The following is a 25325-nucleotide window of genomic DNA, read 5'->3' as shown; positions in this document are numbered from 1 at the left end:
CCCACCCTCTTAATTTATATTTTTAATTTTGCTAAGATTTCAGCACTTCTTTGCTCTAGTGATTTAATATCATTTACAATCGCATCATAAGCTTTTTGATCGATATAATCTTGACTTGATTCTTCTATTGCTTTTTTAGCGTTATCTTTTATAAATTCTTTAGCTAATTTTAACTCAGTTTCAGAACTAAGCTCATTAATAACACCTTGAGCTCTCTCATCTTGACAAAGATTAGAAATTGGATCTACACTTTCAAGATTGAAATTTTGAGCCCCATTTAAATTTAAATATATATTTGATTTATAAAGAATATGATCGATTTTAACCACAGACAAAATCAATCTCTTTGCAAAGGATCCAAAATTAACACCAAGAGCACTACTATTTTCTTCTAGACGTTTAAAAGCTTGAGAAAATTTATTAATTCTTTCTTCAGATTCACTAACAATGTTAAAAACTTGCTCACTGCCACTTTGGATATTTACAAAATCTTGTTGCATAGTCTGAATTGCAATAGAAATTTCGCTTGTAGATCTTTGAGTTCTTTCTGCTAACTTTCTAACTTCATCAGCCACAACCGCAAAGCCCCTACCATGCTCTCCTGCACGCGCAGCTTCAATAGCAGCATTTAAAGCTAGAAGATTGGTTTGATCGGCTATATCGCGTATTACTTCAACCACTGAAGTGATATTTTGTGAATTAGCCACAAAAGTTTGTACTGTCTCCTTGCTCGAATTTACAACATCCATTAAGGAACCCATAGCACTTTGAAGAGAATCCACCTCTGAACCATTTTCTGTAGCTGTATGAGAAATGGCATCCACTGTATCATATACATTTTTCATCATGCTAATATCTTGATTTAATGAGCTAGAAATTTGAGACATGTCTTTATTTTGATTTCCAAGGCTTAAATCCATTAAAGTTCTTGATAAAGCATTTTTAAAAGTAGATCTTGCTGTCACTTCTATGTTTGCTAAAGCTTTATTTATAAATTCGATATTATGAGCAAAAATTCCTTTTAAACCTTCAGGCAAAGCCTTGCGATAAAATTCACCTTTTTGAGAACAAGAAATAGAAGTATTAATTTCCCTTAAGTAAGCTTCTAGCCCATCAATAGTATTGTTAAGATTATCTGCTATTTCGGCTAATTTTTTGCTTTTTGTTTTTACATAGATAATTCTATTGTCAAAATTTCCTTCTTTTAACTCTCTACAAAGAACCAAAAGTTTATCTATCATTATTTGCTCATCTTTGTGTTGTCTAAGCAAATAAATCATTAAAACAGCGATTAAAACAAAAATTATCGCTCCAACAAAAATATGAATAAAAATGACACCTAAAACACCGATAACACTTAGAAAAATAGTTGATAATAATCCATTTTTCACCATAAATTTACCCCTTTTATTGAAAATTTTTTGAAATCATAAATCAAAACAATACTTTAATAATATATTACTTTAATTTTTAGGCGAAAATTATACAATAAAAAAGATTAAATATATCTTATTTAGTTATTTTCTTGTAAGTTAAAAATAAGTTCATTATAAGTCATTTTATAAGAACTTACAATATCCATTAAAGCTGAAACTCCAGCATTAATGCCTGATTTTTGCTCTTTTTCAAGTAAAATTTTATAAACTTCTTCAATTATAGAAAGAGATTTTCTATTGGGTGCACGACGAACAGAATAATAATTGATGATATCTCCATTAGCATCAAATGAAGCACTTACATTTGCAAAAACCCAGTAAAAATTACCATCTTTGGATTTATTTTTCACAAATGCAAAAATTTCATCTCCTTTTTGAATATAATCCCAAAGACATTTAAATACAGTGCGTGGCATATCTTCATGTCTTACTATATTATGAGATTTATATAAAAGCTCATCGACTTTATAACCTGCGTATTTTAAAAAGTCATTATTGGCATAAATGATATTCCCCTTAAGATCTGTTTTAGAAGTAATTAAAGCATTTTCAGACAAAACTATTTCTTTCATAATTTAAAACATCCCAATAAAACAAATAAATCAAAAATAGAATTATTACCAATAATAAATAACAAAAAGCAAACTGAATTACAAAATTATAAAATTTTCAAAAATATTTTAAATTTTATAATGCAAATAATGAGAAATTTTGTAACGTTTATATAAAAAATTATCATATCATATAAAAGAAAGTATTTCTAGATTTGTTTTTTTGTTAAAATTTACGATACACATTGTTAAAATTATATTTTACAAAGATCAAAAGGAGTGAATAAACTTGGAAACTTTAAGTCAAACTTTAGCTGAAAGAAAACCGCCTTTATATAAATGTATTATCAAAAGTCTTGGATTTTGGGTGATTATAGGCATTATTACAGGTATTGTACTTGGCTATACAGATAAAGAATTAGCCATTGCTAGCAAACCAGGAGTTGATTATTTTATAGGTGCTTTAAAGGTTCTTATAGGCCCTATTATTTTTGTTACTTTGGTTTTGGGCATCATTAGTCTTGAAAGTTTAAAAAAAGTAGGTAGCATTGGTGCTAAAGCGGTTATTTACTTTGAAGTTGTAAGTACTTTAGCACTTGCTATAGGTATTTTTATGGCAAATGTTATGCAACCAGGCCATGGAATGAATCTTGATCCAAGTCAACTTGATACAAAAAGCGTTCAAAAATACATTTCTCAAACCACAGAAGTAAGTGCGAGCTCTGAGATTATGCATATTTTAAAAGATGCTATGCCTACTGATATTATCACACCTTTTACAGAAGGAAAAACCATACAAGTTTTAGTTATTGCTATAATTACTGCTTTGATTATTTCTTTAATGAGAATAGAAGACAAACAGGCAATTCAAAGAGTTTTTGAAGTGGTACAAAATTTTGTTTTTAAAATTCTACAAATCATTATGTATTTTAGTCCTATTGCCGCCTTTTCAGCAATGGCTGTACTCATAGCTCAATACGGAATTGGCTCTTTGATCAACTTAGCATATTTACTTTTAGTAATGCTGATTTCATGTCTTGTTTTTATATTTGGAATCTTAGGTCTGATTTGTTATTTTGCAAAAGTAAATATCTTCAAATTTATGAGATTTATCTCAAGAGAAGTATTGATCGTTTTTGCAACCAGTTCAAGCGAGTCTGCACTTGCTCCTTTAATGAGAAAACTAGAAAAAGCAGGGCTTTCTAAAGCAACAGTCGGACTTGTTTTACCAACGGGATATAGTTTTAATCTTGATTGTACAAATATTTATCTAGCTATGAGCTTAATCTTTCTAGCACAAGCCTTCAATGTAAATTTAAGTTTAGCACACGAAATCAGCATTTTAATAGTATTAATGATAGCTTCAAAAGGTGCAGTGGGTGTAACTGGATCAGGTTTTATAGTGCTTGGAAGTACGCTTGCAGCTTTAGGAAATATGGAAATTTCTGAAGCAAATGCAACCTTAGCACAAGTTCTACCAGTAGCTGCTATAGGTGTTCTTTTAGGTGTTGACAAATTTATGTCTGAAATGAGAGCGGTTGGAAATCTTTGTGGAAATTCAGTAGCAGCCTTAATCGTTGCCATCTGGGATAAACAAATTGATTGGGAAAAATTCCGCTATGCTATGGATAATCCAGAAAAATTTCATAATGCTGGAATGAACTAGTGAGTTCTTTGGAGGAAATCATATCGATTAACCTCCTCTAAAGTATTATCTTTTTTCCTAAATTGTTTTAAAAAACTTTCATTGAAATTAAAACTAAATCCAACTTGAACAACAGTATCATCAACAGTCTCTCTTGCACTATAATCACGACGCAATAAATTTAAACTAAATACACTATAAGGAGAGTAAGATACTTGATAATTAGTTTTATCATTATCCTTACTTATATCAAAAGCAAAAGCGGTATAAGTTGGAATTACAAAACTCATTCCAAGCTGTAAATTTTTTTCTGCTTCATTGGGTATATAATAATTACTATAAGCCTTTATAAATTTACTATAACCAAACTCTGTACCAAAGCTTTTAGTATCTTTTTGTTCTTTTTGTTTATCAATAAAACCATTAACTCCAAATAAAAAATCATCTTTTTCATAACGATTGATTAAACCCCCTGAGTAATTATAATTATCTTGAGCCACAAAAAGTTCTTTTTGAAAAAGCAAAGAATTATTCTCCCCCTCATAAAGAGAACTTAAATTTTTAACCTGCGCGTTTTCGTTTTGAAAATCTAAATTCCCATCTGTTTTATCTATACCATTATTATTTTCTAAAGTTTTTGAAAGTAAGCTATCAAAAGTGCTTTTAAAATCCACATTCTCTTCTTGAATTTTTGGAGCTTCTTTGGTATTTTTATAATCAAAGTGCTCCCAAGAATTTTGATTATTATTTTTTGCTAAAGCCTCTGTAAGTTCATCGGCATTGAGTAAAGAAAACAATGCTATTATATAAAAAATACCCCTCATTATTCTTATATTCCTTATTATTTCTTGTTTGAGTATTTATTATAAAAAAATAATATAAATAAAAATTCCACAAAGACTAAAAAATAAAATTAGCAAATTTAAAGTAAATAAGTGTATAATTAAAATAAAAAAGGGTTATTAATGCAAAAAGACAACCTCATAGCTTTTGTTATTTTTATTATCAGTACTATCGCATTTGTTATTTGGGGATTTGGTTATATTTCGCAACATCAATTGATTCTTTTTATTCTTGCTTCTATATTTGGCATTTTTATGGCATTTAATATAGGTGGAAATGATGTAGCCAATTCTTTTGGAACAAGCGTTGGCGCAAAAACAGTAACCATTAAACAAGCTTTAATTATAGCAGCTGTTTTTGAGCTAAGCGGGGCAATCTTCGCAGGCGCAGAAGTTACTAAGACCATACGCAGCGGTATTGTTATTTTTCCAAATTCTTTAGATCCTATGCTTTTTGTTATCATTATGCTTGCTGCACTTTTAAGCTCTGGGGTTTGGATTTTTATTGCAACCAAGAAAGGCTTACCTGTATCAACCACACACAGTATAGTTGGTGGGATTGTAGGTGCTAGCATTATGATGGGGCTTTTAAAATTTGATGGAATCCAAACACTCTCTATGGTTAAATGGAGTGAAATTTTAAGAATAGCTATTTCTTGGGTAGCTTCGCCTCTTTTAGGGGGTATTGTAGCTTATATTATTTATTCATATATTGATAAGAAAATTTTAAAACCATCAGAAAAACTAAATGATGATTTGAAAAATATCAAAAAAGAAAGAAAAAAATTCAAAGAAGAATATTTTTTAAATTTAAAAACAAAATCCCAAGAAGAACAAATCAAAGAACTTTCCGCTATAGCTTTGGATGAAGAAGAACAAGAAAATAATTTCTATAGAAATAAAATGAAGGAATTTAAGGATCAAGAAAAAGATATAGATATTTACTCTATTTTAAAAACTCATATGCCAATCATTGCTTGTATTGCTGCTGCTATCATTTCGGCAATGTTTTTATTTAAAGGTTTAAATAATGTTAGCACTTTGGATATTTTACAAAACTTTTGGATTATCGGAATTATAGGAACTATAAGTTATGTTGTAACATTTGCTATAGTCAAAATCGTTAAAAAAACAGAACTTAATAAAACTACTGATAGAATTTTCTCATGGTTTCAAATATTTACAGCCTCTAGTTTTGCATTTTCACACGGAGCCAATGATATAGCCAATGCTATAGGTCCTTTTGCAGCGATTTTAGATGTCTTAAAAAACGGCACAATTAACGCGACTTCTCCTGTACCTTTTGCTGCTTTAGCTATGTTTGGAGTTGCTCTAGTTGTAGGACTTTGGTTTTTAGGTAAAGAAGTGATTACTACAGTGGGTTCAAAACTTGCAACCATACGGCCTACTACTGGATTTTCTGCAGAACTTGGTGCAAGCATAGTTATACTCTTAGCTACACAATTTGGAATTCCTGTTAGCTCCACCCATATACTCATAGGTGCTATCTTGGGTATAGGAGTGTATAATAAAAACGCAAATTGGATTATGATGAAGCCTATAGGATTGGCTTGGATTATCACTTTACCAGCCGCTGGTATTATGGCAGCACTTGTATTTTTAGGATTTAAACTATCTTTAGGAATTTAAGTAAAGCTTATTTTTCTAAAATATTTTTTCCTTTAATTATATGCATTTTAATCTTTCCAAAAAGTTTATCCTCAGAATAAAGAGAACTTTTTGGAGCAAAAATTTCTTCATTCTCATCAAAAAGAACTAGATTAGCTTCTTTGCCAACTTCTATAACTCCACTATTTAAACCTAAAAATTCACTAGGATTTTTACTTGTAAATTGACAAAGCTCTTGCCAATTTAAAAATCCTTCTTTGATTAAAAAAGTATAACAAAGACTTATAAATTCGCATACGCTATGAATTCCAAAAGCCGCTTCATCAAAAGCTAAATCTTTTAAAGAAATTGATTTTGCACTATGTAGGGAAGTTAAAAACCTAATCTTTCCTTCTTTTAAAGCCTCTCTTAAAGCCAAAACATCTTCTTTGCTTCTTAAAGGCGGCATAAGTTTCGCAGCCGTATTAAAATCTTCACAAGCACTATCATCTTTGATAAGATGATGAATGCTTACAAGTTTTAAATCCTTTTCATCTAATAATACTAAAGAATCTTTCAAACTTAAAAGATCAAAAATAACTTTATTTTTATAAAATTTAGCCAATTCTTTCATTTTAGCTATCTGGCTAGTTTCAGCGATTTTACTCATGCCTATAAGCCCTAGCTCAAAACTCATTTCACAATCATTCATCACTCCATTATCATCAAAATCCTTATCATAACAACGCACAAAAATTGGAGAGTCTTTCATAAAAGCATATTGCGAGCTTACTTTTAAAGTATTTGCATCCAAAGAACTATCAAGCTCTAAAGCACAAGCACCTTTATTTAAAAGAGTAGCTAAATTTTTAAGTTTACCGTTTGTATCCTTAACCCGCACACTTGAAAAAAATTGCATCTTTCTTTGAGCTAAATTTTGTAAAAATAAAGCAAAACTTTCTTCATCAAAATCCATGCAATCACGCAAAACTATACTAGAAATTCCTCCTTTTAGACACTCATTTTCCAAAAGCTCTAAATTAGCTAAAGAAAATTTATCGTTTTTTAAACTCACACACAAATCCACAAAAGATGGAAGTAAAGTCATACCTTTAGCATCTAAAATTTCTTCACCTTGTAAATTAGAACCAATATTGGTAATTTTTCCTTCTTTAACCTCTATATCTTGTAAAGAATCTCCATAAATTTTTGCATTTTTAATTATCATGATTTTTCCTTAATCATTTTGCTTTAATAAATTCTGCGTTGCTTCTTGCACGCTTTTACCCTTAAAAATTGCCACTACTTCATTTACAATAGGTGTATAAATTCCTTTCATTTTTGCTAGTTTTTCTATAGCATAAGCAGTTTTTACACCTTCTGCTACTTCATTAAGTTCGGCTAAAATACTATCTAATTTTTGATTTTGCGCCAGTTTTAAACCCACTCTATAATTTCTTGATAAAACACTCGTTGCAGTTAAAAACAAATCCCCTGCCCCACTCAATCCTAAAAAAGTTTCTTCTTTAGTGCCAAAAAATTTACCAAAACGATGCATTTCTATAAGTCCTCTTGAAATCAGTGCTGCTCTTGCATTATTACCAAGTTTTAACCCATCACTAATCCCACTTGCAATTGCTAAAACATTCTTATAAGCACCACAAATTTCAGCACCACGAACATCATTATCAATATAAGTTTTAATAAAATCAGGGAAAAAACTTGCAAATTTTTTACAAAGCTCTTGATTTATCCCACTAATCATCAAAGCAGTAGGAAGTTTTTGCATCACTTCAGCAGCAAAAGAAGGACCGCTTAAAACACAAAAATTTTCTTTTGGTACAAAATCTAAAAAAATTTCATCTAAAAATTGACAACTTTGATCTTCTATGCCTTTTGAAGCAATTAAAATTTTTTGTCCCTTGTTGATGAAATTTTCTTTAAGCCAAGCACGCATCCCTTGAGAACTTAAAGCAAAAACAAGATATTCACATTCTAAAGCTTCTTTTATGCTAACAAAATCTTCTAAATCACGCTGATGCAAAGAACTGATAAAACAATTGTGATTTTCTTTTAAGGCTAGATGTAAAGCACTGCCCCATTTTCCCGCACCAATAACCGCTATACGCATCAACCAAGCTTTGTTTTTAAAATTTCATTTACTTTTGCAGGATTAAAAGCTCCTTTGCCTTCTTTCATGGTTTGACCTACAAAGAATCCAAAAAGCTTCTCTTTACCACTTTTATACTCTGCAACCTTATCGGCATTTGCATTTAAAATTTGTTCAATCACCGCTTCTATGGCTGAGTCATCACTTACTTGTTTAAGTCCTAGCTTTTCTATAGCTTCATCAATTTCCACGCTAGTATTTTCAAATACAAAAGCCAAAACATCTTTAGCCGCTTTTGCACTGATAGTGCCATCTTCTATGCGTTTAATTAAAACTCCAAGCTTTTGAGCATCTACGGGAGAATTTTCTATAGTCAATTCTCCTTTTAAAAGTCCCATAAGTTCAGTATTTAACCAATTTACACAAAGTTTAGGATTTAAATTTTGAGAAATAAGACTTTCAAAAAAACGACTCATTTCTAAAGAACTGATTAAAACCTCAGCATCACTTTCTTTTATACCAAGCTCGTCTATAAAGCGTGCTTTCTTCTCATCAGGAAGTTCAGGGATTTTAATATCCAAAAACTCATCTTTTAATAAAACAGGCAATAAATCAGGATCAGGAAAATAGCGATATTCTGCCGCTTCTTCTTTGCCACGCATACTTCTTGTAACTAAATTTGTCGTATCAAAAAGTCTAGTTTCTTGAACTACTTCTTGTTCGTAAGTTCCATCTTCCCAAGCCTCACTTTGTCTTTTTACCTCATATTCTATAGCTTTTTGGATAAAACGAAAAGAATTAAGATTTTTAATCTCTACTCTAGTATAAAGTTTTGTATCGCCCTTAGGTCTTATACTAACATTTGCATCGCATCTAAAACTTCCTTCTTGCATATTTGCATCTGAAATGTCTAAAAAGCGTATAATAGAATGAAGTTTTTTAAGATAAGCTACTGCCTCATCGCTACTTCTAAGCTCAGGTTCGCTGACAATCTCAAGCAAAGGAGTTCCTGCACGATTTAAGTCCACTTTAGAAAAATTATTTTCGTGGATATTTTTACCTGCATCTTCTTCTAAGTGTGCTCTTGTAATACCTATGCGTTTATTTTCACCCTTTACATTGATAAAAAGCTCACCCTTTTCTACTATAGGGATATCAAATTGTGAAATTTGATAGGCTTTAGGTAAATCTGGATAAAAATAATTCTTACGATTAAAAACACTTTTTTTATTAATTGTTGCATTGACAGCTTTTCCAAAAGCTATAGCTTTTTTTACAGCCTCTTCATTTAAAACAGGCAAAGCTCCTGGTAAGGCCAAACAAGTGGGACAAACATTGGTATTTGGAGCTTCTCCAAAAGAAGTTGCACATGAGCAAAAGATTTTTGTTTTTGTATTTAACTGAGTATGAACTTCAAGACCTATAACTACTTCAAACATAAAATTTCCTTGAATTTTTAAATGTTTTATTTTATCTTTTTTTCTTTTAGAAAGGCTTTAAATATTAACTTTAAATGCTATAATTCTTAGACAATTTATATTTAAGGAGTTAAAATGCCATTATTAGACAGCTTTAAAGTTGACCATACTAAAATGCCAGCTCCTGCTGTGCGTTTAGCTAAAGTTATGAAAACACCTAAGGGCGATGATATTAGCGTGTTTGATTTGCGTTTTTGCATACCAAATAAAGACATTATGAGCGAAAAAGGTACTCATACCTTAGAACATTTATTTGCAGGATTTATGAGAGATCATTTAAATTCAAATTCAGTTGAAATTATTGATATTTCACCTATGGGTTGTCGCACGGGTTTTTATATGAGTTTAATTGGAACACCAGATGAAAAAAGTGTTGCTAAAGCTTGGAAAGCAGCTATGAAAGATGTTTTAAGCGTAAGCGATCAAAGCAAAATTCCTGAACTTAATATCTATCAATGCGGAACTTGCGCAATGCATTCTTTAGATGAAGCCAAACAAATTGCCCAAAAGGTTTTAAATCTAGGTATTAGCATAATGAATAACAAAGAATTAAAACTCGAGAATGCTTAAAAAGAATCTTTATTTTTTAAACGATTAAGCTTTAATTAATATATTTTTATATATGATTTTGAAATTTTATTATTTTAAAAGGAGAAAAAATGAAACTGATGTGCGAGATGTGTAGTATCTAGTGCGTCCTTTGGCTTAACATTATGTTTCCAAAGGTCCAAAAAGTGGATAAGGAGATATAATGTGTAAGAAAGTCAAAAAAGTTTATTTTTTCAAAATACTCATTTAAAATCTTAACTTACAAAAATTTCTCTAATAAAATTTAATTCAAAATATCTTCTTATCCTTAATTTTAATTTAAGGAGCAAAAATGAATTTACCTATACTTGATTTACAAGCTTATGAAAAAGATAAAAGCACTTTTCTTAAAAATTTAAGAGAAATTGCTTCTAAAATAGGTTTTTTTTATCTTATCAATACCAGTATAGATAAAAATTTAAACGAGAAATTATTCAAACTTGGCAAAGAATTTTTTAATCTTTCTAGAAGTTCGAAAGAGCTTATTTCTATGGTACATTCTCCTCAATTTAGAGGTTATACTAGCGAAGGTTTTGAATACACAGCAGGAACTAAGGATTATAGAGAACAACTGGATATAGGCACAGAAAGAGATGCTTTAAACTGGAATTTAAACTCACCCTTATGGCAAAGACTAGAAGGTCCTAATCTTTGGCCTAGTGAAATTCCAGAACTTAAAAAAACTTTCTTAACTTGGCACAAACAAACCAAAAAAGCTTGTTTAAAGCTTTTAAAAACCTTTGCTCAAGCTCTTGATCTACCTAGCAATGCTTTTGATAAACTTTATGGAGAAAATTCTTACGAACATTGTAAAATCATACATTATCCAAAAAGCTCAAAAAATATCACTCAAGGCGTAGGTTCACATAAAGATGGTGGGCTTATCACTTTTGTTTTTCAAGAAAAACAAAGTGGACTTGAAGCTTTTATAGATGGTAAATGGCTTAGTATACCCCCGCTTGAAAATAGCGTTGTAGTTAATATAGGAGAATTTTTAGAACTAGCTACCAATGGCTATTTAAAAGCTACTATTCACCGCGTGAATTTAAGCCCAAAAGAACGCTTTAGCATAGCTTATTTTCTTGGAGTGCAACTTGATAAGGATATACCTATTTTTAAGTTAAATCCAGAGCTTGCCAAAGAAAGCAAAGGTGTGGATACTGATCCTAAAAATCCACTTTTAAGAAATGTTGCAAGTAATTATTTTAAAAGAATGATACGCTCTCATCCTGATGTAGCAAGTATTTATCATAGTGACTTGATAGAAAAATTTAGTTTTGCATAAAGGAGAAAAAATGACTTTATTTACTAAAGCTTTTTGCGTCGCTACTCTTTTTACCGGTTTTGCATGGGCAAATGAAGAACTTAAAGTTGGCTCTTCTATAACACCTCATGCAGATATTTTAAGATTTATAAAATCAGCACTTCAAAAACAAGGTTATGATTTAAAAATTTATGAATTTAATGATGGGGTAATCCCTAATGTAATGGTTGAAAATGGTGAGTTAGATGCTAATTATTTTCAGCATGAACCTTATTTAAAAGAATTCAATCAAAGGCAAGGCACCCATCTTGTAAAAGTTGCCAGTATCCATATAGAACCTATGGCAGTGTATTCAAAAAAATATAAAGAATTTAACCCAGAGGAAGGACAAAGCATTTCTATACCCAATAATCCTACAAATGAAAGCCGTGCTTTACGCATTGTAGCAAGCAAAGGACTTATAGAAGTTAAGGATAATGAGCTCATCACTCCTTTAGATATCACTAAAAATCCTAAGAAGCTTAAATTTGTAGAGTTAAAAGACGCTCAACTTACAAGGAGTTTAAATGATGTAGATTATTCTCTTATTAATAGCAATTTTGCTATTTTAGCAGGTTTAAACCCTGTAAAAGATGGGCTTTATACAGAAAGTAAATATAGTGAATATGGCAATATCATCGCCGTTAAAGAAGGTAATGAAAACCTTCCTAAAATCAAAGCCCTAGTAAAGGCCTTGCAAAGCGATGAAGTTAAAAAATTTATAGAAGAAAAATATCAGGGTGCTTTAATCCCTACATTTTAAGGAGAACAAATATGAAAAATTCAATCATTTCTTACCCAAGAATAGGTGCAAATAGAGAATTAAAATTTGCTATTGAAAAATACTTTAAAAACCAAAGTTCTAAAGAGGAGCTTTTAAAGAGTGCTAAGGATTTAAGGATTAGACACTGGCAAGAAATTCAAAAAGCTGGCATTGATTTTATCCCTAGTAATGATTTTTCACTTTATGATAATGTCTTAGATGCAGCTGTGCTTTTTAACATTGTTCATACAAAGTATAAAAATTTAAATTTAGATGCTTTAGATGAATACTTTGCTCAAAGTCGAGGTTATCAAGGAGAAAATGGAGATGTTACAGCCTTAGCAATGAAAAAATGGTTCAATACAAATTATCATTATTTGGTGCCTGAGTGCGATAATGCTGATATTATAGCTTTAACAGGGGATAAAATTTTTAAAGAATATCTCGAAGCTAAAGAGCTTGGCATAGAAAGCAAGCCTGTTTTAATAGGCATTTTCACACTTTTTAAGCTCATTGCCTTTAAAGATGAAAAAACTCAAAAACTCGCCAAAGAAAAGCTTTTAAACGCTTACATAGAGCTTTTTGATAAACTAAATGAACTTAAAGTGACATGGCTTGAACTTGATGAGCCTTATTTGGTTTATGATTTAAGCAAGGAAGATATCGCTTTGTTTGAAGAATTTTACCAAGAACTTTTAAATCACAAAAAAGATCTTAAAATTTTACTTCAAAGCTATTTTGGAGACTTAAGAGATATTTATCCTAAACTTTTAGAAAGCAAATTTGATGCTTTGGGTCTTGATTTTATCGAAGGTAAACAAAGCTTAGCCTTAGTTCAAAAATACGGCTTTGCTAAAGATAAAATCCTTTTTGCAGGTCTTATTAATGGCAAAAATATCTATACTAATGATTATGCTAAAAGCCTAAAGCTTATTAAAGAGCTTCAAAAATATACACAAAATATCATCTTAAACACTTCTTGCTCACTTTTACATGTGCCTTATAGCACTGAATTTGAAAGCAAATTAGATTCAAACTATCTTAAACTTTTTTCCTTTGCCAAAGAAAAACTTCAAGAACTTAAAGATTTAAAAGAAATTCTAAATTCTAGCGAAGAAAATCCGCTCTTTAGAGCCAATCAAGAGCTTTTTAAAAATATCCCAGAGCGTTTAGATGAAAAAGTCAAAGCAAGGCTTAAGGCTTTAAAAAAAGAAGATTTTACCAGAACGCCTAGTTTTAAAGAACGCGCCTTAATCCAAAAAGAATTTTTAAAACTCCCTCTTTTACCAACCACAACCATAGGTTCGTTTCCTCAAAGTGCTGATGTAAGATCTAATCGCCTTGCCTTTAAGCAAGAAAAAATTTCAGCTCAAAACTACACTGAATTTAACCAACAAAAAATCAAAGAATGCATACAAATTCAAGAAGAAATAGGACTTGATGTTTTAGTGCATGGAGAATTTGAAAGAAATGATATGGTGGAGTATTTTGGAGAGAATTTAAAGGGCTTTTTATTTACTCAAAATGGCTGGGTTCAAAGCTATGGCACAAGGTGCGTTAAGCCTCCTGTAATTTGGGGTGATGTATCACGCACAAAGCCTATTACCTTAGCTTGGTCTAAATTTGCACAAAGTTTAAGTCAAAAAATCGTAAAAGGTATGCTAACTGGACCTGTAACCATACTTAATTGGTCCTTTCCAAGAGAAGACATCAGTCTAAAAGAAAGCACTGAGCAAATTGCCTTAGCTATAAGAGATGAAGTATTAGATCTTGAAAATGCAGGTATAAAAATCATACAAATTGATGAAGCGGCTTTGCGTGAAAAACTACCTTTAAGAAAAAGTGATTGGCATAGTGAGTATTTAGATTGGGCTATTCCTGCTTTTAATCTTGTGCATAGCGGGGTAAAAGCTAAAACTCAAATTCACACTCATATGTGTTATAGTGAATTTAGTGATATCTTAAAAGAAATTGACGCTATGGATGCTGATGTGATTTCTTTTGAAGCTTCAAGATCAAACTTAAGTCTTTTAGATACCCTAAAAGCTATTCATTTTAAAACTGAAGTAGGACCAGGAGTTTATGATATACATAGCCCTAGAGTTCCAAGCATAGAAGAGCTAAGCTTAACCATAGAAAAAATTTTAAACAAATTACCTAAAGAGCAAATTTGGATCAATCCAGACTGCGGACTTAAAACAAGGGCTTATGAAGAAGTTATAGCCTCTCTTAAAAATTTAGTTACGGCTACGCAAAAAATACGAGAACAATTATAAGGAGTTTTCATGTGCAGTTTTTCTTTTGAAGTTTTTCCACCAAGAAAGGATGAAAATATCAAAAATCTTCATGCTATCTTAGATGATTTAGGGCAATTAAGTCCTAATTTTATCAGCGTAACCTTTGGAGCTGGAAGCTCTATTAACTCACAAAATACTTTAGAAGTTGCAAGCTTAATCCAGGAAGAATATCAAATTCCTAGCATAGTACATTTACCTTGCATCCATTCTAGTAAAGAAAAAATCACTCAGATACTTCAAAAATGCAAAGAAAAAAATCTTAATCAAATTCTTGCCCTAAGAGGCGATATATGTGAAAATTTAAAAAAAAGCAAAGATTTTTCTTATGCTAGTGATTTAATTTCTTTTATAAAAAAACAAGAATACTTTGAAATTTATGCCGCATGCTATCCCGAAAAACATAATGAATCTAAAAATTTCATCGAGGATATACACCATCTTAAAACTAAGGTAAATGCAGGAACAGATAAGCTCATTACTCAACTTTTTTACGATAATGAAGATTTTTATACTTTTAAACAAAATTGTGCTTTAGCAGGTATTGACATACCTATTTACGCAGGTATTATGCCTATTACTAACAAAAGACAGGTTTTAAAAATTTCTCAACTTTGCGGAGCTAAAATCCCTCCTAAATTTGTTAAAATTTTAGAAAAATATGAAAATAATACTTTGGCTTTAGAAGATGCAGGTATCGCGTATGCTTGCGATCAAATTGTCGATTTAATCACAAGTGGCGTAGATGGAATTCATCTTTATACTATGAATAAATCCAAAGCGGCTATTAAAATTTATGAAGCTGTAAAGCATTTGCTTAAAGAAGAGCTTCATGCTTAGAAAATAAACTATTTTTTGCTTTTATCTTAACTTATTTTCATTTTTTAGCTTATGGTTTTCTATAAGTAAAACAAAAATTAAAGATAAAAGCAAACCTGGTATAATACCCAAGCAAAGATAGAAAAAAGAATTATATTTAAAAAAGAAGAAAAGTGCACCAAAAAGCATTAAAGCTAAAGATGCACCTTTGAAAAATTCTAAAATATAGATCAATGACCTTCCTCAACAACAGTTGCACCCGCTAAATATACATAAGTTAAAATCATAAAAATAAAAGCTTGTAAAAATGCCATAAAAGTTAAAAGCACATAAGCAGGAAGTGGAGCTATATAAGGAACTAAAGCTAAAATTACCATCAAAAATAAATCGTCACCTTTAATATTTCCAAACAAACGGAAGGACAAAGAAACCACACGAGAAAGATGAGAGACTATCTCTATAGGAAACATCAAAGGAGCTAAAAGTTTAATAGGTCCCATGAAATGAGCAAAATACTTTACAAAACCTTGCGCCCTAATACCCTCAAAATGATAATATACAAAAACTATAATAGCCAAGGACAAAGTCAAATTTAAACTTGCAGTTGGAGAGTGAAAACCAGGTATTATGCCTATAATATTACTAAAAAACACTATAATCCCCAAAGTTGCAACCAAAGGAAGATATTTTCTTGCACCTTTTTCACTTCCCATGGTATCTCTACCCATAGATAAAACTCCCTCTAAAAAAGCCTCGCCTAAATTTTGCATACCGCGTGGAACAAGTTGCATAGAACGAGTAGCCATCATAGCCACTATAACAGCAATTAAAGCTACCAAACCTATGTGAAAAAAATAAGAAAAAGTATGACTTGCATCAAGCAAAGAGCTAAATAAAAATAAATCTTTCATGGTTTCCTCAAAAATTTTATTCTAAACTCGGAATTTTAGCAAAATCTTACTTATATTTTAATGAAAATTTACATCCATTCTAAAACTTGTGAAAGTTCTTTAGCAACAAAACACTTAAGCCCTATATCTTCCAAAGGCTTAGAAGGAACAATGGCATTTTTAAATTTTTGCATTTTAGCTTCTTTTAAACGCGTATCAAGGCTAAAAACCTCTCTAATTTCTCCATTTAAACTAAGCTCCCCTATAAAAATACTATCTTTGCTCAAAGGGCGATTTTTAAAACTTGAAATAATAGCTGCAACCACAGCCAAATCCGCAGCAGTTTCACTTACTTTTACTCCGCCGCTAATATTTACAAATACATCATAATGCCCTAAAGGAATTTCAAGTTTTCTTTCAAGCAAAGCCAAAAGCATATCTAAGCGATTTTTTTCATACCCTGTAGCGCTGCGTTTTGGATAAGAACTTTCACACACTAAAGCTTGAACTTCTAAAACCAAAGCACGAGATCCTTCCATCACAACACCTAAAGCACTTCCTGAAATAGCCTTTCCACGAGTAAAAAAACGATTTGCCAAATCTTTTGCACTGATCAAACCCTTAGTAGTCATCTCAAAAATACCTACTTCATTCGTTCCACCAAAACGATTTTTAAAGCCTCTTAAAAGTCTAATTTCTTTAGTGGCATCTCCTTCAAAATAAAGCACCACATCCACCATATGTTCAAGAACCCTAGGTCCTGCTATAGCACCTTCTTTAGTAATGTGCCCTATGATAAAAGTACTGATATTATAAGCCTTGCTAACACGCATAAGTTCAAAAGTAATCTCACGCACCTGAGTGATGCTTCCTGCTGCTGAAGTGACTTTATTTGAATATAGAGTTTGTATAGAATCAATGATAAGAATACTATAATCCTTTTTGTGTAATTCTTCTAAAATATTTTCAAGGCAAAGTTCAGTAAGTAAAAATAAATTCGGAGTATTAGCCTCAAGGCGATCAGCTCTTAATTTAATCTGAGCTTTACTTTCTTCGCCACTGACATAAAGCACTTTTTTACCCTGTTTGGCTAAATTTGAAGCAATTTTTAACAAAAGCGTAGATTTTCCCACACCTGGACTTCCGCCTATAAGCACTAAAGAACCTTCAACAAGCCCTCCGCCTAAAACCAAATCAAGCTCATTATCATCTGTGCTGTATCTTGTAAAATGTTCTAATTCCACATCTTCAATACAAACAGCTTCACTTGTTTTCATACTAACTTGCGCAAGCTCTTTTAAAACTTTAATTTGCTCAGCTTTTAATTCTACAAAACTATCCCAAGCTCCACAATCAGGACATTTTCCAAGCCATTTGCTTTGTTGATTTCCACAAGCTTGACATTCAAAAAGTGCTTTATTTTTTGCCATTATTCAAAAATAGGATCTAATAAAGTATCTAAATAAGCACTTGCATTAAATTCTTGCAAATCCGTCATTTGCTCACCCACGCCTACATAAAAAATAGGAAGCTCAAGCTCTCTTGCTATACTAAAAAGTGCACCCCCTTTAGCTGTCCCATCAAGCTTTGTGATAATCACACCATCAAGTTTTACAAGCTCATTAAAAGCTTTAGCTTGTAAAATTCCAGCATTTCCCTGTGTTCCATCTAAAACTAAAATTTTTCTATGGGGTGCACCTTCTAAAGCTTTGTTTGAAATTCTCACAATTTTTTCAAGCTCATGGGCTAAATTTTTTTGATTTTGCAAACGCCCTGCTGTATCGATAATAACTCTATCAAAATCCTTTGCTTTTGCTTTAGAAATGGTATCAAAAGCAACCGCTGAAGGATCATGCCCTTGTGCAGTTAAAACTATATCTACATCCACTTTTTGCGCCCAAAGTTTTAATTGTTCAATCGCACCTGCTCTAAAAGTATCACACGCTCCTAAAATCACTTTTTGATTTTGGTTTTTATATAAATAAGCAAGTTTGGCAATACTTGTTGTTTTTCCTGCTCCATTTACTCCTAAAATAAGCTCTACAAAAGGTTTTTCTTGATTGGTTTCTTTTTTTTCATAAAGAAAATAAGAACCCATAACACGCTTTAAATCTTCTTTTTTTACTTCATTTTGAGGTGGTAAATAATAAATTATCTCTTCAACTATTTCATAACTTACATCTGCTTCAAGCAAAATTTCTTCAAGCAAATCTTTGGTTATCTTTTTATTCTCTCCTTTAATCCCAACAATATTTTCAAGAGTTTTTGCAAGTCCTTTTTTAAAAAAATTAAACATTAAAGTATAGCCTTTTGTATATCAATTTCTAGCATTTCTTCAGGAATAAGCCCTAAATACTGATTAATCAATTTAGAATGCTTGTTGTAAAGAAACATGGTAGGAATTCCATTTACCCCACCTAAAGCTTTAGCTAAAAGATAGTTATTTTCACCATTAGCGACTTTATAAGATATTTTATGCTGTTCTATAAATTTTTGAATCTCATCGTTAGATTTATCTTCTAATAAAACCCCAACTATATTAAAATCATTATTATACTTTTCTTGTAATTTATTAAGATGAGGGATTTCAGCAATGCAAGGGGTACACCAAGTGGTAAAAAATACAAACAAAGTTGCCTTATCTTCATCGTTGAAATTTAAAACGGCATTTTCTTTTTTAATTGAAATTGATCCTCCATCAATCAAATTAAGTTTAAAATTCATATCATCACTTTGATTTATACTTGCCTCGGTGCTTAAATTTACATCATTTTGCTGCTTTTCTTTATCATTGCTACAAGCAACAAACAAACAAGATATTGCCACTAGTAAAAGTATTTTTTTAATCTTCATTATTTATCAATCCTTTATTCTTCTTTATAAAAATGCTAAAATTATAACATACATAAGATAATATTTTTTTAAAGGCATATTAATGGAAAAAACAGATTTTAGGGCATTGCAAAAAATACGCCTTTTCAAACATTCAAAACTAAATTTCAAACAAGATTATAAAATATTTAAAGAATGTCTTAAAATAATAAAACTATTTAAAGCTAAAAATATTTTAATTTTTATTCCTTTGCATTATGAACCAAACTTAATAAAATTTCGCCATATTCTTAATAAAAATTACAAACTTTTTGTTCCATTTATGCAAGATAAAAGTTTAAAAATTGTAAAATTAAGATTGCCTTTTATTAAAAAAAGGTTTGGGGTTTTAGAGCCTATAGATTCTTTTTTTAAAGCAAAAATTGATTTAGCTATTGTGCCTGTAATTGGCGTCGATAAAAATTTAAAAAGAATAGGACATGGGCAAGGTTTTTATGATAGATTTTTTGAAAATTTAAATTACAAACCTCATATAATATTTGTCCAAAGTATAGATGCTTTAAGTCAAAATAATCTAACACAAAAGCATGATATTTCAGGAAAATTATACATAAACCCTTATAAAAAATATTACAAGAAAGAAAGAAAAAATGATAGAATCACTTATCGCACTTATAGCCGCTATAGTCGGACTCGGTATAGGATATTTAGTTGCAAAAAAAATCAATGATGCCAAATATGAAATTTTCGTAGAACAAGCCAAAGCTAAAGCCAAAGCTATAGAATACGAAGCGGAGCTTATTTTAAAAGATGCAAAAAATTCAATTCTTAATGCAGAATTAGAAGTTAAAAAAAAATACGAAGAAAAAACTCACAAAATTCAAAAAGATTTTAATCAAAAATTTGATGATCTTTCTAAAAAAGAACAAAAACTTCAGCAAGAAGAAGAAAAACTAAAAGAAGATAAAGAATACCTTTGCAAGTCACAAAGACACATTCAAAACTTACAATCTGATGTTGATAAATTAAAAAATAAATATCAAGAAAAACTTGACGATGTTTTAAAAATTTTAGAACATTCGACAGGACTTACACAAAATGAAGCCAAAGAAATCATTCTTAAAAAAGTAGAAGAAAATTCTCGCGAGCAAATTGCACATATAGTAAGAAAATATGAAGAAGAAGCAAAAAATGAAGCTAAAAGAAAAGCTAATTTCATCATTGCTCAAGCTACTTCTCGTTTTGCAGGTGAATTTGCAGCTGAAAGACTTATCAATGTTATTAACATTAAAAACGATGAACTTAAAGGACGTATCATTGGTAAAGAAGGGCGCAATGTTAAAACCTTGGAAATGGTTTTAGGTGTTGATATTATCATCGATGATACACCAGGTGCTATTATAGTAAGTTGTTTTAATCTTTATCGCCGTGCTATTGCTACAAAAGTTATAGAACTTTTAGTTGAAGATGGCAGAATTCAACCCGCGCGCATAGAAGAAATTCACGAAAAAGTGTGTAAAGAATTTGATAGTGCCATTCTAGAAGAAGGCGAAACCATAGTTATGGATCTAGGTTTAAATAAAATACACCCTGAAATTGTAAAACTCATAGGAAAACTCAAATACCGAGCAAGCTATGGACAAAACGCTTTAGCACATTCTTTGGAAGTGGCTCACCTTGCAGGAATCATTGCTGCTGAGTGTGGTGGAGATGAGAATTTAGCACGTCGTGCGGGAATTTTACATGATATAGGAAAAGCATTAACCCATGATTTTGAAGGATCTCATGTGGATTTAGGTGCAGAACTTTGCAAACGCTATAAAGAGCATCCTGTAGTAATCAATGCTATTTACGCACATCATGGACACGAAGAAGCTACAAGCATAGAATCAGCAGCTGTTTGTGCAGCAGATACTTTAAGTGCTGCACGACCTGGAGCTAGAAGAGAAGTGTTAGAAGCTTTCTTAAAAAGAGTCAGTGAGCTAGAAGATATCGCTAAAAGTAAAGAAGGAATTAAAAATGCCTATGCAATCAATGCCGGAAGAGAAATTCGCGTCATAGCCAATGCTCAGCTTGTTAATGATGATGAAAGTGTACTTTTAGCTAAGGAAATAGCAGCTGAAATTCAAGAAAAAATGCAATATCCTGGTGAAATTAAAGTCAATGTTATACGTGAACTTAGAGCTGTAGAATACGCTAAATAAGGTTTATTATGCAAGATATGATTGATACTTTAATAAAATATGGTTATATTGTTTTATTCTTTTACTCTTTAGGGGGCGGGATGGTTGGAATTTTAGCTGCAGGAGTTTTAAGTTCTCAAGGAAAAATGGATCTTAGTTTTTGCATTGCTCTTGCTTTTATTGCTAATACCATAGGTTCAACTTTGCTTTTTATACTTGGAAAATATTACAAAAAAGACATTATGCCTTATTTTAAAAAACACCGACGCAAGATAGCCCTTGCTATGATAAAAACAAAACAACATGGAATTATTTTACTTGTAACTCAAAAATTTATTTATGGTTTAAAAACTTTCATTCCCATAGCTGCAGGTATGGCAAAATATAATTTTATTAAATTTTTTATTATCAATACTCTAGCTAGTTTGGCATGGGCTATTGTTCTAGGTTTTGCTGCTTATACTTTTGGGTATGTTATTGAAGCAATTTTTGATAAACTGAGTTTATATCCTTATGCTGCTCCTTTATTTTTATTATTTTTAGCCGGAATAATTTGGCTTTATTTAAGTAAATTTTCTAAAAAATAATGTCTCTATGGAATTCTTTTTCTTACTCTTTTAAAGAATTTCATTATTTATTTTTCTCTGTTGTTGTTATTTTTATTTTTAATATCCTTTTAGAATATAATAATTTTTTAAACTTTAAAAACCAAAAACATTACCTTATAGACAACGCTCTATTAACGCACCAATATATAAAATATAATAAAAAAAATAAAAAATACTGGGTTTTAAAGTTACAAACTGAAAACTTCACTTTTTATACTACAAGTTTTAAGGATTTAAATTTAAGCAAGAATCAATTTTTAAGCCTTAGAATTATCACCCATAATATTAACTTTAAAGACTATCTGAGTAAAAGTTTTTACGCACCTTCTTATGATTTTGAAAAATTAAAAGAAAAAGAATACAATCCCATTATATCTTACTTCTTAAATCAACATACAAATGAAAAGATTAAAGAATTTTATGGTGCTTTATTTTTTGCACTGCCCATATCTTTAGAGCTTAGAAACGATGTAAATTACTACGGTATAGCACACCTTATAGCAATTAGCGGTTATCACATAGGCTTACTTTTTAGTTTAATTTTCTTTATTTTAGCTCCAATTTATAGTTTTTTCCAAAAAAGATATTTTCCTTATAGAAATTTACGTTTAGATTTAAGTATTTTAATTTTTGCACTACTTTTAGCTTATGCTTGTTTAATAGGATTTGTCCCTTCTTTTGTGCGCTCCTTGATTATGGCTTTTTGGGTTTTTTATCTATTGTGTAAAAATATAAAAATCATTAATTTCGTTACGCTTTTTTGTAGTATTTTATTGTGCATTTCTCTTTACCCTAGACTTTTATTTAGTATTGGATTTTTATTTTCTATTTTAGGTGTTTTTTATATTTTTTTATATATGCATCATTTTGCAAATAAATTTAATAATCTTATAAATATTATTTTGCTTAATATTTGGACTTTTTTTGCTATGGTTTTACCTGTGCTTTATTTTTTTCCACTTATAAGCTACCAACAAATTTTAAGTATTATTTTGAGTGGAATTTTTGTAATATTTTATCCTTTAGTATTATTTTTGCATCTTATAAACTATGGAGATTTGCTCAATTTTATCTTAGATGAATTTTTTAAATTTAAAATTTATGGAACTAATATCCATATCCCATTTTGGATTTTTATAAGTTATCTTATTGCTTCTTTAATCTCTGTGCGATTTAAATATCTAGCTTTTCTTTGTATTTTTGCGAATTTTATTCCCTTCATTATGATTGTGATTTAGAAAATAATAGAGTTTAAGCCCAAAAAGATAAATAATCCAAGAAATATAAATCCAAATAAAAAAGAATAAAATAGTAGAAAAAGATCCATAAACGCTAGCGTATGTTTTATTATATACCACGTAATATACAAATAAATTTTTTCCTATATACCAAATAGTACCCGCTCCAAAAGATACTAAAGCTAAACTTTTAAGAGTTCCCTTATGAACAGAACTTGAATAAGATATAAAAAATAAACCCCAAATAATTACAAAGGGTAAAATTTCAAAAAAATTAAACCCTATTTTATAATCATCTAAAGTTTGTTGGATAAAACCTGAAATATAAAAACTAAGCCCAAGCCCCAAAGGAACAAGAGTTAAAAGAGTCCAATAAGAACTAATACTTTGCCAAAGTCCTTTAGGTTCATTTTTAGTAATGCGATTGATTACAAAATCATAGCCTGAAAAAAAAGCTAAAGAAGTAAATGCCATAGCAATAAGACCTACAATACCCAAATTTACACTATTTTTTAAAAAAGTATCGATGTAGGTAGCAACAACATCTTGTTGCGTTGGTATTAAAAAAGCAAAAATTACTTGCTTTGCTTTTTCATAATAAGCTTTAAAACTGGAAATTTGCGTAAAAACAGAAAAACATACAAATAAAATAGGTATTAAAGATAATACAGTATAAAAACTAAGCGCTGCTGCATAATTTAAAATTTCCTTATCACGCAAATTTAGTAAAATAGTAAAAAAATTTTTCACCTTCTAAAGTCCCATTTTAAAAGGATTTAGTATATTATTTGGATCAAAAGCTTTTTTAATATTTCTCATTAAATTCATTTCGGCTTCAGAAAAAGCTAAATTCATAAAAGGTGCCTTAGAGAGTCCGATACCATGCTCTCCGCTTAAAGTTCCTCCAAGTTTCACTATTAATTTAAAAATCTCTTCCACAGCTTCATAGCCTTTTTTCACCTGCTCTTTATCATTTTTATCAGGAACCATAACATTAGTATGCACATTTCCATCCCCTGTATGTCCAAAACAAGGAATTTTAAAACCATATTTTTTAGAAATCTCATCTATACCTTCAAGTAAAGTAGGTAGTTTAGAACGCGGAACTGTAATATCTTCATTAAGTTTTAAAGTTCCATACATGGCAATGCTTTGAGAACAATTTCTTCTAGCAAACCAAATATCTGCGGTTTCTTGTTCATCTTTTGCTATTTTAAATTCGCTAGCGCCAGCTTCTAAAAAATAATATTCTAAATTTCTTAAATCCTCATCAATAGCCTCTTTAACATTACCATCCACATCAGCAATCAAAATAGCTCCAGCTTCTATAGGCAAACCTTTATTAAATTTGCTCTCAACCGCTCTAATGCTAAGATTGTCTAAAAATTCCATAGATACAGGACTTACACCGCTAGCAAGACTTTTGTAAACCGCATTCATAGCACTTTTTACACTTGGAAAAATAGCAAAAGCAGTTTTTTTAAATTTAGGCAAAGGTATTAATTTTAAAGTAAGCTCACTTAAAACTGCCAAAGAACCTTCACTAGCGATTAAAATTCCTGCCAAATTATAACCTGCTACATCTTTAATAGTGCGTTTCCCTGCACGAATGATTTCTCCGCTAGGCAAAACAGCCCTTAAAGCCATCACATAATCTTTTGTAATGCCATATTTTGCAGCTCTCATTCCCCCAGCATTTTCGCTTACATTACCCCCTAAGCTTGAATACTCCATGCTAGCAGGGTCAGGTGGGTAAAAAAGTCCATATTTAGCCACTTCTTTTTGTAAATGTATATTAATAACCCCAGGTTGCACAACAGCCACTAAATTTTCAAGATCAATTTCTAAAATTTTATTCATATGCTTTTCAAAAGCAAGTACCACCCCGCCATTAACAGCTAAAGCACCTCCTGTAAAACCAGATCCTGAGCCTCGAGGTATGACTATGATATTATTTTCATTGCAAAATTTTAAAATTTGAGCAATATCTTCTTCATTTCTTGGAAAAAGAACCCCATCAGGTAAATAATGTTTTTTTGTCGCATCATAGCTATAAGCTCTTTTGTGAATTTCATCAAAATAAGCGTTTTCTTCTCCTAAAAATCGTTTAAAATATTGTTCAAATTCTTTTTTCATG

Annotated in this window: 24 protein-coding genes; 11 read left to right on the top strand and 13 right to left on the bottom strand. The window is 30.6% G+C overall.

Annotated elements, in window-relative coordinates; translation table 11 throughout:
- Positions 1–14 precede the first annotated feature (14 nt).
- Both cetA and cetC read right to left on the bottom strand, forming a co-directional pair.
- Entirely contained in the window at positions 15–1394 is a 1380-nt protein-coding gene (gene cetA, locus FBF10_RS04450) for a bipartate energy taxis response protein CetA (RefSeq protein WP_002859272.1), read from the bottom strand.
- 119 nt (positions 1395–1513) lie between these two features.
- On the bottom strand, positions 1514–2008 hold the full coding sequence (gene cetC / locus FBF10_RS04445) for an energy taxis response protein CetC (protein WP_002852821.1): 495 nt from the start codon (positions 2006–2008) through the stop codon (positions 1514–1516).
- Between the two features lie 268 nt (positions 2009–2276).
- Between cetC and FBF10_RS04440 the strand changes: the two genes are divergently transcribed.
- Positions 2277–3653: a cation:dicarboxylase symporter family transporter gene (locus tag FBF10_RS04440; protein WP_052806300.1), complete on the top strand. Its 1377-nt coding sequence runs from the start codon at positions 2277–2279 to the stop codon at positions 3651–3653.
- Here FBF10_RS04440 and FBF10_RS04435 read toward each other — a convergent pair.
- Positions 3650–4456 (bottom strand): inverse autotransporter beta-barrel domain-containing protein, encoded by an 807-nt coding sequence (locus FBF10_RS04435; RefSeq protein WP_002887816.1) that lies wholly within the window; start codon positions 4454–4456, stop codon positions 3650–3652. The two genes, FBF10_RS04440 and FBF10_RS04435, sit on opposite strands and share 4 nt — an antisense overlap.
- A 141-nt stretch (positions 4457–4597) precedes the next feature.
- On the opposite strand from FBF10_RS04435, the gene FBF10_RS04430 reads away from it, so the two are divergent.
- Entirely contained in the window at positions 4598–6124 is a 1527-nt protein-coding gene (locus FBF10_RS04430; protein ID WP_002852729.1) for an inorganic phosphate transporter, read from the top strand.
- Between the two features lie 7 nt (positions 6125–6131).
- On the opposite strand, the gene FBF10_RS04425 is transcribed toward FBF10_RS04430, so the two are convergent.
- From FBF10_RS04425 to gatB, 3 genes are read right to left on the bottom strand one after another with little or no spacing between them, the layout of a single operon-like run.
- Positions 6132–7310: a metal-dependent hydrolase gene (locus FBF10_RS04425; RefSeq protein WP_002887818.1), complete on the bottom strand. Its 1179-nt coding sequence runs from the start codon at positions 7308–7310 to the stop codon at positions 6132–6134.
- A 9-nt stretch (positions 7311–7319) separates the two neighbouring features.
- A complete protein-coding gene (locus FBF10_RS04420) occupies positions 7320–8216 on the bottom strand; it encodes an NAD(P)H-dependent glycerol-3-phosphate dehydrogenase (RefSeq protein WP_002859277.1) in 897 nt (298 codons plus the stop codon).
- Entirely contained in the window at positions 8213–9631 is a 1419-nt protein-coding gene (gatB, locus tag FBF10_RS04415) for an Asp-tRNA(Asn)/Glu-tRNA(Gln) amidotransferase subunit GatB (RefSeq protein ID WP_002867377.1), read from the bottom strand. Before gatB ends, FBF10_RS04420 begins: the two co-directional genes overlap by 4 nt.
- 114 nt (positions 9632–9745) lie before the next feature.
- Here gatB and luxS point away from each other — a divergent pair, with 114 nt between their 5' ends.
- From luxS to metF, 5 genes are all read left to right on the top strand, one after another.
- On the top strand, positions 9746–10240 hold the full coding sequence (gene luxS / locus FBF10_RS04410; RefSeq protein WP_002859279.1) for an S-ribosylhomocysteine lyase: 495 nt from the start codon (positions 9746–9748) through the stop codon (positions 10238–10240).
- A 310-nt stretch (positions 10241–10550) separates the two neighbouring features.
- Positions 10551–11543, top strand: a complete 993-nt coding sequence (locus FBF10_RS04405; protein WP_002867376.1) for an isopenicillin N synthase family oxygenase — start codon at positions 10551–10553, stop codon at positions 11541–11543.
- Between the two features lie 10 nt (positions 11544–11553).
- Positions 11554–12324 (top strand): MetQ/NlpA family ABC transporter substrate-binding protein, encoded by a 771-nt coding sequence (locus FBF10_RS04400; protein WP_002855781.1) that lies wholly within the window; start codon positions 11554–11556, stop codon positions 12322–12324.
- Between the two features lie 11 nt (positions 12325–12335).
- Complete coding sequence (gene metE, locus FBF10_RS04395; RefSeq protein ID WP_002887822.1) at positions 12336–14600, top strand: 5-methyltetrahydropteroyltriglutamate--homocysteine S-methyltransferase; 2265 nt, start codon at positions 12336–12338, stop codon at positions 14598–14600.
- A gap of 9 nt (positions 14601–14609) precedes the next feature.
- A complete protein-coding gene (metF, locus tag FBF10_RS04390; protein ID WP_002887824.1) occupies positions 14610–15458 on the top strand; it encodes a methylenetetrahydrofolate reductase [NAD(P)H] in 849 nt (282 codons plus the stop codon).
- Positions 15459–15479: 21 nt separating this feature from the next.
- Here the strand turns inward: metF and FBF10_RS04385 are convergent, their stop codons facing one another.
- The 5 genes from FBF10_RS04385 to FBF10_RS04365 all read right to left on the bottom strand — a co-directional run bounded on the left by FBF10_RS04385 (position 15480) and on the right by FBF10_RS04365 (position 19180).
- Positions 15480–15671, bottom strand: a complete 192-nt coding sequence (locus FBF10_RS04385) for a membrane protein (RefSeq protein ID WP_002852856.1) — start codon at positions 15669–15671, stop codon at positions 15480–15482.
- On the bottom strand, positions 15668–16348 hold the full coding sequence (locus tag FBF10_RS04380) for a F0F1 ATP synthase subunit A (protein ID WP_002852750.1): 681 nt from the start codon (positions 16346–16348) through the stop codon (positions 15668–15670). The genes FBF10_RS04385 and FBF10_RS04380 overlap by 4 nt, the downstream gene beginning before the upstream one ends.
- 68 nt (positions 16349–16416) lie before the next feature.
- Positions 16417–17757, bottom strand: a complete 1341-nt coding sequence (gene radA / locus FBF10_RS04375; protein ID WP_002852872.1) for a DNA repair protein RadA — start codon at positions 17755–17757, stop codon at positions 16417–16419.
- Positions 17757–18623, bottom strand: a complete 867-nt coding sequence (gene ftsY, locus FBF10_RS04370) for a signal recognition particle-docking protein FtsY (RefSeq protein ID WP_002852840.1) — start codon at positions 18621–18623, stop codon at positions 17757–17759. The genes radA and ftsY overlap by 1 nt, the downstream gene beginning before the upstream one ends.
- Positions 18623–19180, bottom strand: a complete 558-nt coding sequence (locus FBF10_RS04365) for a TlpA disulfide reductase family protein (protein ID WP_002852864.1) — start codon at positions 19178–19180, stop codon at positions 18623–18625. The genes ftsY and FBF10_RS04365 overlap by 1 nt, the downstream gene beginning before the upstream one ends.
- 82 nt (positions 19181–19262) lie before the next feature.
- On the opposite strand from FBF10_RS04365, the gene FBF10_RS04360 reads away from it, so the two are divergent.
- The 4 genes from FBF10_RS04360 to FBF10_RS04345 are packed head-to-tail and all read left to right on the top strand — an operon-like array spanning position 19263 to position 23188.
- A complete protein-coding gene (locus FBF10_RS04360; protein ID WP_002860439.1) occupies positions 19263–19889 on the top strand; it encodes a 5-formyltetrahydrofolate cyclo-ligase in 627 nt (208 codons plus the stop codon).
- Positions 19810–21363: a ribonuclease Y gene (gene rny / locus FBF10_RS04355; RefSeq protein ID WP_002852704.1), complete on the top strand. Its 1554-nt coding sequence runs from the start codon at positions 19810–19812 to the stop codon at positions 21361–21363. Before FBF10_RS04360 ends, rny begins: the two co-directional genes overlap by 80 nt.
- An 8-nt stretch (positions 21364–21371) precedes the next feature.
- Positions 21372–21929, top strand: coding sequence for a DedA family protein (locus tag FBF10_RS04350; protein ID WP_002852823.1), 558 nt, complete (start codon positions 21372–21374; stop codon positions 21927–21929).
- A complete protein-coding gene (locus FBF10_RS04345) occupies positions 21929–23188 on the top strand; it encodes a ComEC/Rec2 family competence protein (protein WP_002887829.1) in 1260 nt (419 codons plus the stop codon). The genes FBF10_RS04350 and FBF10_RS04345 overlap by 1 nt, the downstream gene beginning before the upstream one ends.
- On the opposite strand, the gene FBF10_RS04340 is transcribed toward FBF10_RS04345, so the two are convergent.
- Together FBF10_RS04340 and FBF10_RS04335 are read right to left on the bottom strand one after the other, a co-directional pair.
- Positions 23132–23938 (bottom strand): YihY/virulence factor BrkB family protein, encoded by an 807-nt coding sequence (locus tag FBF10_RS04340; protein ID WP_002852725.1) that lies wholly within the window; start codon positions 23936–23938, stop codon positions 23132–23134. The two genes, FBF10_RS04345 and FBF10_RS04340, sit on opposite strands and share 57 nt — an antisense overlap.
- A 3-nt stretch (positions 23939–23941) precedes the next feature.
- On the bottom strand, positions 23942–25324 hold the full coding sequence (locus tag FBF10_RS04335) for an FAD-linked oxidase C-terminal domain-containing protein (RefSeq protein ID WP_002887832.1): 1383 nt from the start codon (positions 25322–25324) through the stop codon (positions 23942–23944).
- Position 25325: the final 1 nt, after the last annotated feature.

Origin of the sequence: Campylobacter sp. CFSAN093249, assembly GCF_011067895.1 — a bacterium.
GTDB lineage: Bacteria > Campylobacterota > Campylobacteria > Campylobacterales > Campylobacteraceae > Campylobacter_D > Campylobacter_D jejuni.
The sequence above is the reverse complement of the archived record's forward strand: the minus strand, read 5'-3'. Positions and strand labels throughout refer to the sequence as shown.